Source organism: Streptomyces tailanensis (genome assembly GCF_008386495.1).
In the GTDB taxonomy this organism is placed as follows: Bacteria; Actinomycetota; Actinomycetes; order Streptomycetales; family Streptomycetaceae; genus Streptomyces; species Streptomyces tailanensis.
The window spans coordinates 22,713-36,341 of record NZ_VTHJ01000035.1 but is presented as its reverse complement, the minus strand read 5'-3'; the positions used below and the strand labels follow the sequence as shown (position 1 = coordinate 36,341).

Genomic DNA, 13,629 nt, shown 5'->3' with positions numbered 1-13,629 from the left:
ATGGCCGAACTCTCGAGAATCACGGTCGAGCCGCGGGAACCGCTGGCCGCCGAGGTCTCGCGCCGCCTCATCGAGTACCTGATGTCCGGTGCGGTGCAGCCCGGCGACCGCATCCCCTCGGAACGTCAGCTCACCGAGATGCTCGGAGTCAACCGGCCCACCGTCCGCGAGGCCATCAAGTCCCTCGGCTTCCTGGGGCTACTGGAGATCCGGCAGTCCAGCGGGACGTACTTCCGCGGCACCGACTCCGACGTGCTGTACCGCCTGTTCGAGCTTGGCCTGGTGCTCGGTGAGCGCGACGCGAAGGACATGCTCCAGGCGCGCGCGGAACTCGAAGTCGTCATCGCGGGCCTCGCCGCCGAAGCGCGCGACGAGGCCGGGGTGGAGTTGCTGCGTGCCCGGCTCGCGACGATGCGGGAGTGCCCGGACGCGGAGTTCGCCGAGGCGGACACCGCCTTCCACGCCGCCCTCGCGGAGGTGGCCGGCAACTCGGTGCTGCGGGACATGCTCAAGGGGATGCGCGCGATGATCCAGCGCGGCTGGGTCAAGCGCACCGGCGCGGTCCGTACCCGCGCGGTCGCCTACGACGACCATGTGCCGATCTTCGAGGCGGTCGAGAAGGGCGACGCGCAGGCCGCCCGGGCGGCGATGGCCCAGCACATGCGGGGCGCCACTCGCCGTTTGCGGGAGGCGCTGGAGCGGAACACAGGCGACTGACGGGGCGGCGCGGACAGGGCCGGCGCACCGGCGGGGGCTGCATCGCCAGCACCGCCACCGTTCGGCGCCACCGATACCACCGGCAGCACCGGCAGCACCGGCAGCACCGGCAGGGCACGTTCCTCGGGGGCAGGAGCAGCCCCGCGCACCCTCATCTGGTTTATCGGTTGACCGGTTCTCCGGATGTGCTTCTCCCCCGTACCAACCGACCGGAGAGGAACCGGACATGAGCACCACCTACCGCCTCGGCGTCCTGGAGGGCGACGGCATCGGCCCCGAGATCGTCCCGTCCGCCGTGGAGATCGCCACCGCCGCCGCCCACGCCACCGGCACGACGATCGACTGGGTCACGCTGCCGCTCGGCGCCACCGCCATCGAGTCGCACGGCACTCCGGTCCCCCACGAGACCGGGACCGTGCTCGCCGACCTCGACGGCTGGTACCTGGGGCCGCACGACTCCGTGTCGTACCCGGAGCCGCACAAGTCCGCGCTCAACCCGTCGGGCACCCTGCGCAAGCACTTCGGGCTCTTCGCCAACATCCGCCCGGCCAAGAGCTGCCCCGGCGCGAAAGCCGTGTGCGAGAACGCCGACCTCGTGATCGTCCGCGAGAACACCGAGGGCTTCTACGCCGACCGCAACACCTATGCCGGCACCGGCGAGTTCAGCCCCGTCGAGGGTGTCGCCATCGCGATGGGCATCATCACCCGCGCCGCCACCGAGCGCGTCGCCCGGGTCGCCTTCGAGCTGGCCCGCTCGCGCCGCAAGAAGCTGACGATCGTCCACAAGGCCAACGTCCTCAAGCTCACCACCGGTCTGTTCCGCACGGTGTGCCAGGAAGTGGCCCAGGAGTACCCGGACGTGGCAGTGGACGACTTCCACATCGACGCCATGACCGTCCATCTGGTGCGCCGCGCCCAGGACTTCGACGTCATCGTCACCGAGAACATGTTCGGCGACATCCTCTCCGACCTCGCCGGCGAGATCTCCGGCTCGCTCGGCACCGCCCCGTCCATCAACGCCTCCGCCGACCGCGCCATGGCCCAGGCCTCCCACGGCTCCGCCCCCGACATCGCCGGGCAGAACATCGCCAACCCGGTCGCGATGATCCTCTCCGGGGCGATGCTCTTCGAGTGGCTCGGCGCCAAGCACGGCGACGCGGCACTCGCCGCCACCGCGAAGATCATCGAGGCGGGCGTCGCCCAGACCATCGCCTCGGGGACCTCCACCCGTGACCTCGGCGGCTCGGCCTCCACCACGGAGTTCACGGCCGCCGTCGTCAAGGCCATCGAGGGAGGAGCCGGGCGGGGCTGACTCACCGTCAACCGACGGCTCCCTCATCACCCGCACCTCCCGTACGTCCAGGAGAGCCCACCCATGACCCTGCGCATCGGCTGCATAGCCGACGACTTCACCGGCGGCACCGATGTCGCGGCCGCCTTCCGGCGCGCGGGCCTGCGTACCGCGCTCGTCTTCGGCGTCCCCGACGCCACCACACCCCTGCCCGCCGACTGCGACGCAGTGGTGATCGCGCTCAAGTCCCGCTCCACCCCGGCGAAGGAGGCAGCCGAGGAGTCCCTCGCCGCTCAGCGGTGGCTGTGGTCCAAGGGAGCGACCCAGATCTACTTCAAGTACTGCTCCACGTTCGACTCCACCCCCCAGGGCAACATCGACCCGGTCGGCGACGCCCTCCTGGAGACGGCGGGCGCCGGCATCACCCTGGCCTGCCCGACCTCCCCGCCCAACGGCCGCACCGTCTACGTGGAGGGTCTGCTCGGCACGCTCGCGGTCCACCTCGTCGACCGGGGTGTACGCCGCCTCCTCGTCGCCGGCGGTGAGACGTCCCCGAGCCGTGACCACCGCCCTGAACATCCGCACCGTACTCGTGGGAGGGGAAGCCGCCCCCGGCGTCCCCTGGACCCACGCCGCCACACCACACGGCGACCTCGCCCTCATGCTCAAGTCGGGCAACTTCGGCGCGCCGGACCTGTTCGTCCGCGCCCTCCAGGAGACCCGGTGAGCCCCTACGGCGACGAAACGGCCGCCCGCACCGACCGGCTGAGCCAACCGCAACACGGAGAAACACACATGTGCCCCGACCAACCCTGCTTCGCCGCCTTCCCGCCCGCCGTTCTGCGCCCGGCCGAGCTGACCGACTTCAGCCGCGGCGGCGGCGCCCGCACCGTCCCCCTGGTCACGCGGGCGATCGGAGCGGAGGTCTTCCTCACCGGCCAGACCCTCTTCGAGGGCGGGGCCGGTATCCCGCTGCACACCCACAACTGCCCTGAGAGCGTGACCATCCTCGAAGGCGAGGCCATCGTGGAGATCGACGGCACCGAACACCACGTGACCCGCTTCGACACCACCTATGTCGCCGCCGGCACCCCCCACCGCTTCCGCAACGCCTCCCCCACCGAGCCGATGCGGATCCTGTGGATCTACGCCTCGGTGGACGCCACCCGCACCCTCGTCGACACGGGCGTCACGACCCGCGTCGACGCCGAGCACGCCGTGCACACGGCCGGAGTACCCGATCAACCGTCTCGCACATGAATATCGCGGTGGCGGGGACCAGCCGGGCCCCAGCGGCGGTGTCCTGTCCAACCTCCGCCCGACGCCTCGCGCCACAGCAACAACTGCGGCAACGAGACGGTGTCGGTGTTCAGCCGGACCACCTGCGTCACAGTGGACCGCTCCGACCACTGAGCGCCATAGGAACGCCGGACGTACCGCTCACCGGGGACCTCACGCCGGCGCGGTGAACGCGGCTCCCCCGCCCGTACGGTGGAGCCGGGTTCAGATCCAGGTGTCGAGCCACATCCTCGTCTGCCAGTCGGGATAGGGGATCGTCTGCCCGGCGTAGATCGGGAAGAAGTAGATGAAGTTCCAGGTGATGAGCAGCACGATCACGCCCACGGCCATCGCGCCCGGTACGCGGCGCTTCTCGTCCGCTCCCGGCGGGCCCAGCAGCGCTCCCAGCATCATCGTGACGGCCAGGCACAGGTAGGGCACGAAGACGACCGCGTAGAAAGCGAAGGCCGTGCGGTCCTGGTACAGGAACCAGGGCAGGTAACCGGCGCCCACCGCGCACAGGATCGCGCCGGCGCGCCAGTCGCGGCGCAGCGCCCACCGGTAGAGCAGGTACAGCAGGGCGAAGCATGCCGTCCACCACAGCACCGGCGTGCCGAGGGCGAGGACCGCCTGCGAGCAGCCGGTGATCGCGTGGCAGCCGGCCTCTCCGGGTTCCGGTGACTGGTAGTGGAACAGCACAGGGCGGCCGAGGACCAGCCAACTCCACGGACTGGACTCGTACTTGTGCCAGGCGTCCAGTCCGACATTGAACTTGTACACCCCGTACTCGTAGTGCCAGAGGCTGCGCAGCGGAGCCGGGATCCACGACCAGGTGCCGCCGCGGCCGTCCGCCCAGTGGCGGCCGTAGCCGTTGTCGGACAGGAACCAGCCGCTCCACGTCACCAGGTACGTCACCACGGCGACCGGTACGACGGACAGCACCGACCAGCCGAGGTCCTTGCGCAGCACTGCCCGGTACGGGCGGCGCGCTCCCGCAACGCGGCGGGAGGCGACGTCCCACAGTGCGGTGAGGATCAGGAAGAAGGCGAGGAAATACAGGCCGTTCCATTTCGTCGCGGCCGCCAGTCCCAGGAAGACGGCGGCCGCGAGCCGCCAGGGACGCAGCCCCGTTCCGGCCTGTTCACCGGTGACCTGGTCCGGGCGCGCAGGGCCGTCCTCGTCCACCGGGAGCGCCGCCGCGAGCCGGGCACGTGCGTGGTCCCGGTCGAGCAGCAGGCATCCGAACGCCGCCAGGACGAAGAACATGACGACGAGGTCCAGCAGGGCGGTACGGCTCATCACATAGTGCAGACCGTCCACCGCCATCAGCCCACCGGCCAGACAGCCCAGCATTGTTGACCGGAACAGGCGGCGTCCTATTCGGCACAGCATCAGCACCGACAACGTGCCCAGCACCGCCGTCATGAAGCGCCAGCCGAACGGGTTGAGGCCGAACATCCACTCGCCGAGGGCGATCACCCACTTGCCCATCGGCGGATGCGCGACGAACGACCCGGTGTCGGAGAGCGAGATCACCTGAGGGTCCGCCAGTATCTGCGGGTCCGCGATCTTGCGGTCCGGCCAGGTGCCCTCGTAGCCGAGCCGCAGTAGGGACCAGGCGTCCTTGGCGTAGTACGTCTCGTCGAAGACGACGGCCCGCGGACGCCCGAGCTCCCAGAAGCGGATCGCCCCGGCTAAGACGGCGACGAACACCGGCCCGAGCCAGGCCATTGCCGACGGCTCCGGAAACGGTGGGACCAGGAGCCGGCGGCTGTCGGTCCGGGGACGCCCGACGTATCCGAACAGACGCAGCCGGCCCTTCCAGTCGTCGGGTGCCGTCGTCGAACGGGTGCCATCAGGAGCTGGGGAACGCGGCGCGCTGCTACTCGTCACCGGGTGACCTTAACGGTGGCCTGTGCACCATGGACGTACGAGACGGCACTCGGCGAAGGGACCGGGTGATGCGAGAGTCGGCGGTCATCGAAGCGCCGTCCGTGCTCGGGCTGCGCCCGTCCGGTGTCCAGGACCTGCCCTCGGCCCTGATCGATGCCGGTCTGCTCGATCACCCCGGGGCGATACGGGCCGGCCGCGTCGAAGCCCCGCCGTACGACCTGCGGCGGGACGCCGCCACGGGTGTCCTCAACCCTGTCGGCATCGCCGAGTACTCCGTCCGGCTCGCCGACACGGTCGGCGGCGCCCTGGACGCGGGCCGCTTTCCGGTGGTTCTCGGCGGCGACTGCAGCATCCTGCTCGGCAACCTCCTCGCCCTGCGTCGCCGCGGCCGCCACGGTCTGCTGTTCCTCGACGGCCACACCGACTTCTACCAGCCGTCGGCGGAGCCGACGGGCGAGGCGGCCTCGATGGAACTCGCCCTGGCCACCGGCCGCGGGCCCCGGCCCCTCACCGACCTGGAGGGCTACGGTCCCCTGCTCCGGGACGAGGACGTCGTCGCCTTCGGCTTCCGCGACACCGCCGAGTCCACCGAGGCCGGGATGCAGCCGCTGCCGCGGAAGTTGTACGCGATCGACTTCGACACCGTACGGGCGACCGGCGCGGAGGCGGCGACCCGTCAGGCGTCGACGGGCCCTCGCTGGCGCACCGGATCGCCGAGGCCGGACCGCTCACCCCGCGGCACACGGCCGTCCTCGGTCTGCAACTGCTCGACGCGCTGGAGGCTGTGCACGCGGCCGGCACCCTGCACCGCGACGTCAAACCCGCCAACGTCCTGCTGCGCCGCGACGGCAACGCCGTCCTCACCGACTTCGGCATCGCGGCCCTGGACGACGGCGAGTTCCTGACGACCACCGGCGAACTGGTCGGCTCCCTCGAATTCATGGCGCCCGAGCGGGTGATGGGAGCGGAGGCCGGCCCGGCCTCCGACCTGTGGTCCCTGGGCGCGACCCTCGCCACGGTCTGCGGCGGCCGGTCCCCGTTCCGCAGACCGGCACGGCCCGCGACACTGCACGCCGTCGCATACGGGGATCCCGTCCTGCCGGAGCGGCTCGGCCCGCTGCGCCCGGTCGTCGAGGCGCTGCTGCGCAAGTCCCCGGACGAACGGCCCTCGGCGGCCAGTGCGCGTGCCGCGCTGGCGCGCGTCGCGGCGGGCGAGGCGGACGCCGGGCCGCTGCCGTCGGCGACCGTACGCGTGTCCCGGCCCTCGGCTCCGTTGAGCGACGCGGACACGGTGACCGGCGGCCAGGGGCGGCCCGTCCCGGCCGTGGAGACCGTGCCGACCGCGCTGGGCACCGCCTCGCTCAACCCCCCGCCCGGGCAGCGGTCCCGCTCGGCGGTTCGCAAGCGGGTGTGGTGGGCGCTGGCGGGTACGGCTGTGCTGGCGGCGGGCGTGGTGGGTGGCCTCTTCCTCACCGGGACGCTCCCGCTCAAGCAGGACCCGAAGACGACCGCGACCACGACCTCCACCAGTCAGGTCGTCCAGTCCGTGGCCGGCTGGCAGTCGGTGACCGGTGTCTCCGTCCGGCGGGGAGACCGGGTCACCGTGCGGTTCATCTCGGGAAAGTGGACGGCCGACTACCGGATCATGCCCATGACCGGTCCGGCCGGCTACGACGCGAACACCGACAAGGTGCTCGACGGGGCGAAAGCCTGCAAGGTCAAGGCCGGGTCCCCGTTCGGCACCCTGGCCGCGCGTCTCACGGGCAAGCGGGACTTCCCCGTCCACGCCGTCAAACGGAAGCTGACGTTCAAGGCGTCCGGCAACGGCACCCTGCAACTGGGGATGAACGACACCGCTGGGGCCTGCTCCCAGGACAACAAGGGCACGATGACCGTCCAGGTCAGCGTCACCCGCCAAGGCTGACGCACGATCTCTGTCCTGGCTGCGGCGTTGTCAGTGGTCGCTGTTAGTGTCCGGGCCGGGGATGGATCGACGCGTGCGAAGTGCGGGGGTGGGGGGCGATGAGCACGTTGGCTTGTCCGCTGTGTGGCCGGCAGGTGATGGCGACCCGGCAGGGGTTGGCCCGGCATGAGCGGGCGGAGGGCGGGCCGTGTCTGCCGGAGAGCGGCGTGGCGATCAACACGCCCGCGCTCGGCTGTGCGGCGGTGGCCGTCAGCCCGGTGGCGGCGGTCGTACTCGCTTCGTGGACGGTGTTGTGGGTGGGGCTGCTCGCCTCGCTGGGCGCGGTCGTGTGGTGGGCCGACTTCAGCCCCGCCGCCCGGGTGGCCGCCGCCGATCGGCGTGCGATCCAGGCGGTCGAGGAGGGAGCCTCATCGGCCGGTGTGACGCCGCCGGTACGGGACATCGCGCAGGAGGCGAAGCGGCTGCTGGAGGAGTTGCCGCCGCTCGGTTCGACGATCGAGGGCGCGGTCGCCGCCTGCATGGTCCGCTTGCGTCCCTTCGACCCGCAGCCGCTCGCGGTGCGGTTCACCAAACTGGCCCGGGCCCATGTCGCCGCCGACGAATGGATACTCGGACTCGCTGTCGGCCCCTAGCAGGGGCCCTCCGACAGCGGCCGGTCGCTGGCGATCGTCACGGACCGGGCGCTGGTGGTGAAGGACCGGGACGTCGTCTACCGCGACGAGGAACCGGTGATTCAGTCCGGCGAGTACGGCCTCCTCGCCTCCGGCGCGCGCCACTTCCTCTTCACCTCCAACCACGGGTTGGACGTGGCTCTGACGGCCCGTGAACTCGCCGCCGGCTCGCGCCGCACCGCCGCAATACCCGCGGGCCGGCCGCCCGAGCGGTTGATCCGGGAGACCCGCGACGCGGAGCTGATCGCCGCCGAGTGGATGCGTTATCTCGGCTTCGCCGACGCGGTGGTCACGCCCGTCGGCGCGGACGGCGGCATCGATGTGGTCAGCGCCCGCGCCGTGGCCCAGATCAAGCTGGAGGGCAAGCCCACCGGCCGGCCCACCGTGCAGCAACTGCACGGCGTCGCCGTCCACGAAGGCAAGACGGGTGTCTTCTTCTGCGCCGCCGGCTACACCCCTCAGGCCCGGACCTGGGCGCAGACCAGCGGTACGGTCCTCTTCCGCTTCGACCGCCAGGGCGCCGTCGAGCCGGTCAACGCGGTCGCCCACCAACTGCTGGCCGACGCCGACGCCCGCGTCCGGCAGTGACAGTAACTCGGTCGGGGTCAGCCGTACGTCATGACTCCGCGCCGTGCGTACGACCTCCCACCGGCTGTGCCGCCGCCGCTCCAGCCGTAGGTCTCTGGACCGAGGGCAACCCCTTCGCCAACTTCCTCCGCTTCCTCCTCTTCGGCCAGGGCGAGGTCGCCCCGGTCACCCGGGAGGTCCTGCGCGAGGCGGAACCGGACCGCGCCCGCCGGCCGCGCGTCCACACCGGCTGAGACCCGGTGGCCGCCGGCGCTCAGCTGGTTAACCTTCAGGCGTGACCACCGAGTTGACCCTGCTGTCCCGAGTCGCCTGTCGTGGGCGCGAGATCACCGCACCCCGGCTGCGCGGGCTCCTGGCGCTCCTCGCCGAGGATCCGCGCACCGGCTGCAGCACCGGCCGGCTGGTGGAGGGGCTGTGGCCGGACGAGTTGCCGGAGCGGCCGGGCAAGGCGGTGCAGATCCTGGTGTCACGGCTCAGGGGACAGCTGGGTGCCGATCTGATCGCGAGCACACCGACGGGGTACCGGCTGGCGCTGGACGAGGCGCGGGTCGACAGTTCCGCGCTGCTGCTGTACGAGGCGGAGAGCGCCGGGCGCGCGCGGGCGGGGGACCATGAGGGCGCCCTGGAACAGGCCGAGGCGGGCCTGGCCCTGTGGGACGGGAGCGTGGGCGCCGGGGCGGGCGAGGACCTGCACGATCCGGTGGTGGCCCTCCGCGTCGACCGGACCCGGCCGTTCCGTGCCCTCGTCCGCACCCGGGCCCTCGCGCTCGCCCGGCTGGGGCGGCGGGAGGAGGCCGCGGCGCCCCTGACCGAGCTGGCCCGGGAGCTGCCGCGGGACGAGGAGGTGCTGGCGGAGCTGCTGCGCTGCGAGGCCGCTACCGCGGGCCGGGCCGCGGCGCTGACCCGGTACGACGCCTACCGCCGCGGGCTGCGCGATCAGCTGGGTACCGACCCGGGTCCCGGACTCAGGTCCGTGTACCAGGAGTTGCTGAGCGCGGAGGTGGCGCCGGTCCGCCACGGTGTGCCGCACGACCCGAACCCGCTGCTGGGGCGGGACGCCGACATCGCCGCCGTGGCCGGGCTGTTGCGTACGGCCCGGGTGGTCACCGTCGTCGGTCCCGGCGGACTGGGCAAGACCCGCCTCTCCCACGCGGTGAGCCGGGCCGCCGAGCAGCCGGTGGTCCACTTCGTCGCCCTGGCCGGTGTCACCGCCGACGACGACGTGACCGGTGAGGTGGCCTCGGCCGTCGGCGCCGGGGACGGACGGCAGTTCGGCGCCGGCGCCGACCCGGTGACCGGCATCGTCGCCGCCCTGGGTTCCGGGCCCGTACTGCTCGTGCTGGACAACTGCGAGCAGGTGATCCGCGGCGCGGCCGATCTCGTACAGGCACTCGTGTCGCGGTCGAAGGAGCTGCGGGTCCTGGCCACCAGCCGGGCCCCGCTGGGACTGACGTCGGAGTCCGTGTACGCGCTGCCGGAGCTTTCCCTGCCGACCTCGGTCGAGCTCTTCGAGCAGCGGGCGCGGGCGGCCCGGCCCGGCGTGGAGCTGCCCGCCGACGGGGTGGCCGAGGTCTGCCGGCACCTGGACGGGCTGCCGCTGGCCGTGGAACTCGCCGCGGCCCGGGTGCGGGTGCTGTCCGTGGCCGACATCTCCCGCCGGCTCCGCGACCGTTTCGCGCTGCTGCGCGGCGGCGCCCGCGACGCCCCTGAGCGGCACCGCACATTGCGGGCGGTGGTCGAGTGGAGCTGGAATCTGCTGGCGCCCGACGGCAGGGCGGCGCTCCGCGCGCTGTCGGTGTTCCCCGGGGGCTTCACCGAGGATTCGGCGGAGTACGTGCTCGACGCGACCGGGGACACGCTGGCCCTGCTGGAACAGCTGGCCGACCAGTCCCTGATCAAGGTGGGCGACAGCCCTTCCGGGGTGCGCTTCCACATGCTGGAGACGCTACGGGAGTTCAGCGCCGCCCGGCGCGCCGAGGCGGGCGAGGAGGAGGCGGTGACCGACCGGTTCCTGTCCTGGGCCCGGGACTTCGGCCGCGGCCACCACGATGTGCTGTTCGGCGACGGTCTGTTGTCCGCCGCCTGGGCACGTATCCGGACCGAGCAGGACAACCTCGTCCTGGCCCTGCGGCACGCGCTGGCCCGCGACGACGGACCGACCATCGCGGCCCTCACCGCCGTACTGGCCTCCATGTGGGCCACCGGCTCCAGCTACGCCCGGCTCGCCGCCCTCGCCACCGAGACCGGCGGGCCGCTGTCCCACTTCCGCCCGGGCCCCGAGGACCCGGATGACGTGGAGACGGCCCGCAGCGCGGCGACGGTGTGCACCGCCAGCCTCTTCATGGGCCTCGGCCCGCACGCCGTACGCCACCTCGTCACCCTGCGTCGGCTGCCGCCCGCGCCGCCGGACACGCTGGCGCGGGCGCTGGCCGCCGTCCTGTGCGCCGTCCCGGGCATACACCCGCCGGAGTACGCGCGGCTGCGGGAGCTCTGTGACGCCGACGAGCCGCTGCTGGCGGGCGTCGCCTCGTGCGTCGCCAGCTATGTGTGGGAAGCCGAGCACGACGTGGAGCGTGCGCTGGAGTACGCCCGCCGGATGCTCGACACCGTGGTGCCGCTCGGCAATCCGGCCATGCAGCTGCTGAGCCGGGGGCGGCTCGGCGAGCTGTGCCTGCAGTCCGAGCGGGGCGCGGAGGCGTACGAGCATCTGCGGGCCGCGCTGGACGCGTTCGACGAGTTCGGCGCATGGTCGGACACGATCGGCGTCCACGCGGGGCTGGTGCTGGCCTGCCTCCAGCGCGGGGAGGTCGACGAGGCGGAGTACTGGCTGGGACTCGCCGCGGCCCCGGAGAAGCAGTCGGAGGACACCCTGATCTTCAGTTCCGACCTGCCGGTCCGGGCGGAGATCGCGCTGGCGCGGGGGCTTACCGAGGTCGGGCTCGGGCTGTGGCGGCAGGCGGCGGAGCGGACGCGGGAGGAGACCCTGCGGCACGCCGACGATCCGTTCGTGGATCCGTGGTCGCTCCAGGTGCAGTCGGCCACGCTGGCCGCGCACGCGCAGCACGGCCGGCTCGATCCGGTGGCGGGGCTGGCCGGGCAACTGCGGGAGCGGCTGCTGGAGATGCTGTCCAGGCCCTCGGGCCTGTCCGGTTCCACCGGGTCCTCCGCTGACAGGGCTCCGGTGGAGCTGCCGGTGTACGGCACCGTCCTGCTCGCACTCGGTTTCGCCGGGCTCGCCCGGGGCGACGAGGCAGCCGTACGGCTGGTGGCGCTGGCGGAGCGGATGCCGGCGGTGCGGGAGTACCCGACCCTGTCCTTCACCCGGTCCCGGAAGGCGGCCCAGGACGCCGACAGGGCGGCGTACGCCGACGCGGTGTCGGCGTACGCCGCCCTGGGGCGGGAGGAGCTGCGGGCGGTGGCCCTGCGTGAGCTCAATGCCGGGGTTCACGGTTGAACTGGGCCTTCGACCACAGGTAGCCCAGCACGACCAAGCCCAGGCTCCAGCCGACGGTCAGCACGGCGTTCGTGGTGCCGATCCCGGTGCCCAGCAGCAGCCCGCGCAGGGTCTCGATGGCGGGCGAGAACGGCTGGTACTCGGCGAACCAGCCGAACCAGCCGGGCATGGCGTCCACCGGCACGAACGCGCTGGACAGGAACGGCAGCATCACCAGCGGCTGTCCGAGGTTGCTGGCACCCTCCGCGTTGGGGCTCACCAGGCCGACGCCGACCATGAGCCACGTCAGCGCGAGGCTGAACAGGGCCAGCAGTCCGGCCGCCGCGATCCACTCCACCGGCGTCGCGTCGGGCCGGAACCCGATGGCCAGCGCGATGCCCAGCACCAGCACGAGGGCCATCAGCGTCTGGATCACGCTGCCGATCACATGGCCGATCAGCACGGAGGTGCGGGAGATCGCCATGGTGCGGAACCGGGCGATGATGCCCTCGGTCATGTCCGTGGCCACGGACACCGCGGTGCCCATCGAGGTCATGGCCGCGGTCAGGAGAAGGATGCCGGGGACCAGGTAGGCGACGTAGTCGGCACGGTCCGCGGGGCCGCCGGTGATGCCGGCGCTCATCACGTCGCCGAAGACGTACACGAAGAGCAGCAGCAGGATGATCGGGGTGAGGAGGAGGTTGAGGGTGAGGGAGGGGTAGCGGCGGGCGTGCAGGAGGTTGCGCCGCAGCATGGTGAGGTTGTCGCGGAAAGGGTTGGCGGGCCGGGGGCGGGGGGCGGCCGTCGTGGTGGTCTTCGTCGCGCTCATCGGGCGGTCTCCTTCTCGGTGGACTGGCTGGAGCGGGCTGACTGGGCGAGGACGGGGCCGCTGCCGGTCAGGGCGAAGAACACGTCGTCCAAGTCGGGGGTGTGCACGGACAGTTCGTCGGCCTCGACGCCGGCGGCGTCGAGCCAGTCGAGGATGGCGCGCAGCTCGCGCTGGCTGCCGTCGCTGGGGATCTGCAGGGTGAGCGCCTCGTCGTCGCGGGAGGCCTCGCGCAGTGCGGAGGCGGCGCTCTGGTACGCCACCGGGTCGGAGAAGCGCAGCCGTACGTGCCCGCCGGGGATCAGCCGCTTGAGCTCCTCGGCGCTGCCCTCGGCGACGAGCTTGCCGCCGTTGAGCACGCCGATGCGGTCGGCGAGCTGGTCGGCCTCTTCCAGGTACTGGGTGGTGAGGAAGACCGTGACGCCGCCCGTGACCAGCTCACGGATGATCTGCCACATGTTGTGGCGGGAGCGCGGGTCGAGGCCGGTGGTCGGCTCGTCGAGGAAGATGATCCGCGGGTCGCCGACCAGCGTCATGGCGATGTCGAGGCGGCGCTTCATACCGCCGGAGTAGGTGGCGGCGGGCTTCTTCGCGGCCTCCACCAGGTCGAACCGCTCCAGCAGTCCCCCGGCGACCCGCCGCCCCTCGTGCTTGGAGAGGTGGTGCAGGTCGGCCATCAACAGCATGTTCTCCTCGCCGGTGATCAGCCCGTCCACCGCGGAGAACTGGCCGGTGACCCCGATCGCGGCTCGCACCGCCTGGGCCTCGGCGACGAGATCGTGCCCGGCGATCCGCGCCTGTCCGCCGTCGGCGGAGAGCAGCGTGGACAGGATGTTGACCGCCGTGGTCTTGCCCGCCCCGTTCGGCCCGAGCAGCGAGAAGACGGTGCCGGCGGGTACGCGGATGTCGATGCCGTCGAGGACGGTCTTGCCCCCGTAGGACTTACGCAACCCCGTGGCTGCGATCGCGAGTTCCTGTGTCGTTGTCGTCATGCCGGAGAGCTTGCGG

12 protein-coding genes and 2 pseudogenes are annotated in these 13,629 nt (G+C 72.1%); 11 read left to right on the top strand and 3 right to left on the bottom strand.

What is annotated here, in order from left to right; translation table 11 throughout:
- The 5 genes and pseudogenes from F3T56_RS26380 to F3T56_RS26365 all read left to right on the top strand — a co-directional run bounded on the left by F3T56_RS26380 (window position 1) and on the right by F3T56_RS26365 (window position 3,268).
- The gene (locus F3T56_RS26380) at window positions 1-717 is read left to right on the top strand and encodes a FadR/GntR family transcriptional regulator (protein WP_149827851.1); all 717 of its coding nucleotides are present in this window, start codon (window positions 1-3) and stop codon (window positions 715-717) included.
- 226 nt (window positions 718-943) lie between these two features.
- A complete protein-coding gene (locus F3T56_RS26375) occupies window positions 944-2,029 on the top strand; it encodes an isocitrate/isopropylmalate dehydrogenase family protein (protein ID WP_149827850.1) in 1,086 nt (361 codons plus the stop codon).
- 63 nt (window positions 2,030-2,092) lie between these two features.
- Window positions 2,093-2,419: pseudogene (locus F3T56_RS48215) on the top strand (four-carbon acid sugar kinase family protein); the annotation flags it as partial.
- A 103-nt stretch (window positions 2,420-2,522) separates the two neighbouring features.
- Window positions 2,523-2,735: a nucleotide-binding domain containing protein gene (locus F3T56_RS49800; protein ID WP_342786988.1), complete on the top strand. Its 213-nt coding sequence runs from the start codon at window positions 2,523-2,525 to the stop codon at window positions 2,733-2,735.
- Between the two features lie 68 nt (window positions 2,736-2,803).
- Window positions 2,804-3,268 (top strand): cupin domain-containing protein, encoded by a 465-nt coding sequence (locus F3T56_RS26365; RefSeq protein ID WP_149827899.1) that lies wholly within the window; start codon window positions 2,804-2,806, stop codon window positions 3,266-3,268.
- Window positions 3,269-3,511: 243 nt separating this feature from the next.
- Here the strand turns inward: F3T56_RS26365 and F3T56_RS26360 are convergent, their stop codons facing one another.
- Window positions 3,512-5,179 carry a dolichyl-phosphate-mannose--protein mannosyltransferase gene (locus F3T56_RS26360; protein WP_149827849.1) on the bottom strand — a complete coding sequence of 556 codons (1,668 nt, stop codon included), beginning with the start codon at window positions 5,177-5,179 and terminating at the stop codon, window positions 3,512-3,514.
- 29 nt (window positions 5,180-5,208) lie between these two features.
- Here F3T56_RS26360 and F3T56_RS48205 point away from each other — a divergent pair.
- The 6 genes and pseudogenes from F3T56_RS48205 to F3T56_RS26340 all read left to right on the top strand — a co-directional run.
- Window positions 5,209-5,850: pseudogene (locus tag F3T56_RS48205) on the top strand (arginase family protein); the annotation flags it as partial.
- 26 nt (window positions 5,851-5,876) lie between these two features.
- The gene (locus F3T56_RS47085; protein WP_246203893.1) at window positions 5,877-7,103 is read left to right on the top strand and encodes a serine/threonine-protein kinase; all 1,227 of its coding nucleotides are present in this window, start codon (window positions 5,877-5,879) and stop codon (window positions 7,101-7,103) included.
- A gap of 98 nt (window positions 7,104-7,201) precedes the next feature.
- Window positions 7,202-7,735: a hypothetical protein gene (locus F3T56_RS48200; protein WP_246203879.1), complete on the top strand. Its 534-nt coding sequence runs from the start codon at window positions 7,202-7,204 to the stop codon at window positions 7,733-7,735.
- A gap of 54 nt (window positions 7,736-7,789) precedes the next feature.
- Window positions 7,790-8,362: a restriction endonuclease gene (locus tag F3T56_RS48195; RefSeq protein ID WP_246203877.1), complete on the top strand. Its 573-nt coding sequence runs from the start codon at window positions 7,790-7,792 to the stop codon at window positions 8,360-8,362.
- Entirely contained in the window at window positions 8,359-8,595 is a 237-nt protein-coding gene (locus F3T56_RS26345; RefSeq protein ID WP_149827848.1) for a hypothetical protein, read from the top strand. The genes F3T56_RS48195 and F3T56_RS26345 overlap by 4 nt, the downstream gene beginning before the upstream one ends.
- Before the next feature lie 41 nt (window positions 8,596-8,636).
- The gene (locus F3T56_RS26340) at window positions 8,637-11,816 is read left to right on the top strand and encodes an ATP-binding protein (RefSeq protein ID WP_149827847.1); all 3,180 of its coding nucleotides are present in this window, start codon (window positions 8,637-8,639) and stop codon (window positions 11,814-11,816) included.
- Here F3T56_RS26340 and F3T56_RS26335 read toward each other — a convergent pair.
- Window positions 11,794-12,624, bottom strand: a complete 831-nt coding sequence (locus tag F3T56_RS26335) for an ABC transporter permease (protein WP_149827846.1) — start codon at window positions 12,622-12,624, stop codon at window positions 11,794-11,796. The genes F3T56_RS26340 and F3T56_RS26335 overlap by 23 nt on opposite strands.
- The gene (locus F3T56_RS26330) at window positions 12,621-13,613 is read right to left on the bottom strand and encodes an ATP-binding cassette domain-containing protein (protein WP_149827845.1); all 993 of its coding nucleotides are present in this window, start codon (window positions 13,611-13,613) and stop codon (window positions 12,621-12,623) included. The genes F3T56_RS26335 and F3T56_RS26330 overlap by 4 nt, the downstream gene beginning before the upstream one ends.
- Window positions 13,614-13,629 lie beyond the last annotated feature (16 nt).

Coding starts and splice junctions, on each gene's coding strand:
- F3T56_RS26380 (WP_149827851.1), top strand. CDS start 1: ATGGCCGAACTCTCGAGAATCACGGTCGAGCCGCGGGAACCGCTGGCC.
- F3T56_RS26375 (WP_149827850.1), top strand. CDS start 944: ATGAGCACCACCTACCGCCTCGGCGTCCTGGAGGGCGACGGCATCGGC.
- F3T56_RS26365 (WP_149827899.1), top strand. CDS start 2,804: ATGTGCCCCGACCAACCCTGCTTCGCCGCCTTCCCGCCCGCCGTTCTG.
- F3T56_RS48200 (WP_246203879.1), top strand. CDS start 7,202: ATGAGCACGTTGGCTTGTCCGCTGTGTGGCCGGCAGGTGATGGCGACC.
- F3T56_RS26335 (WP_149827846.1), bottom strand. CDS start 12,624: ATGAGCGCGACGAAGACCACCACGACGGCCGCCCCCCGCCCCCGGCCC.
- F3T56_RS26330 (WP_149827845.1), bottom strand. CDS start 13,613: ATGACGACAACGACACAGGAACTCGCGATCGCAGCCACGGGGTTGCGT.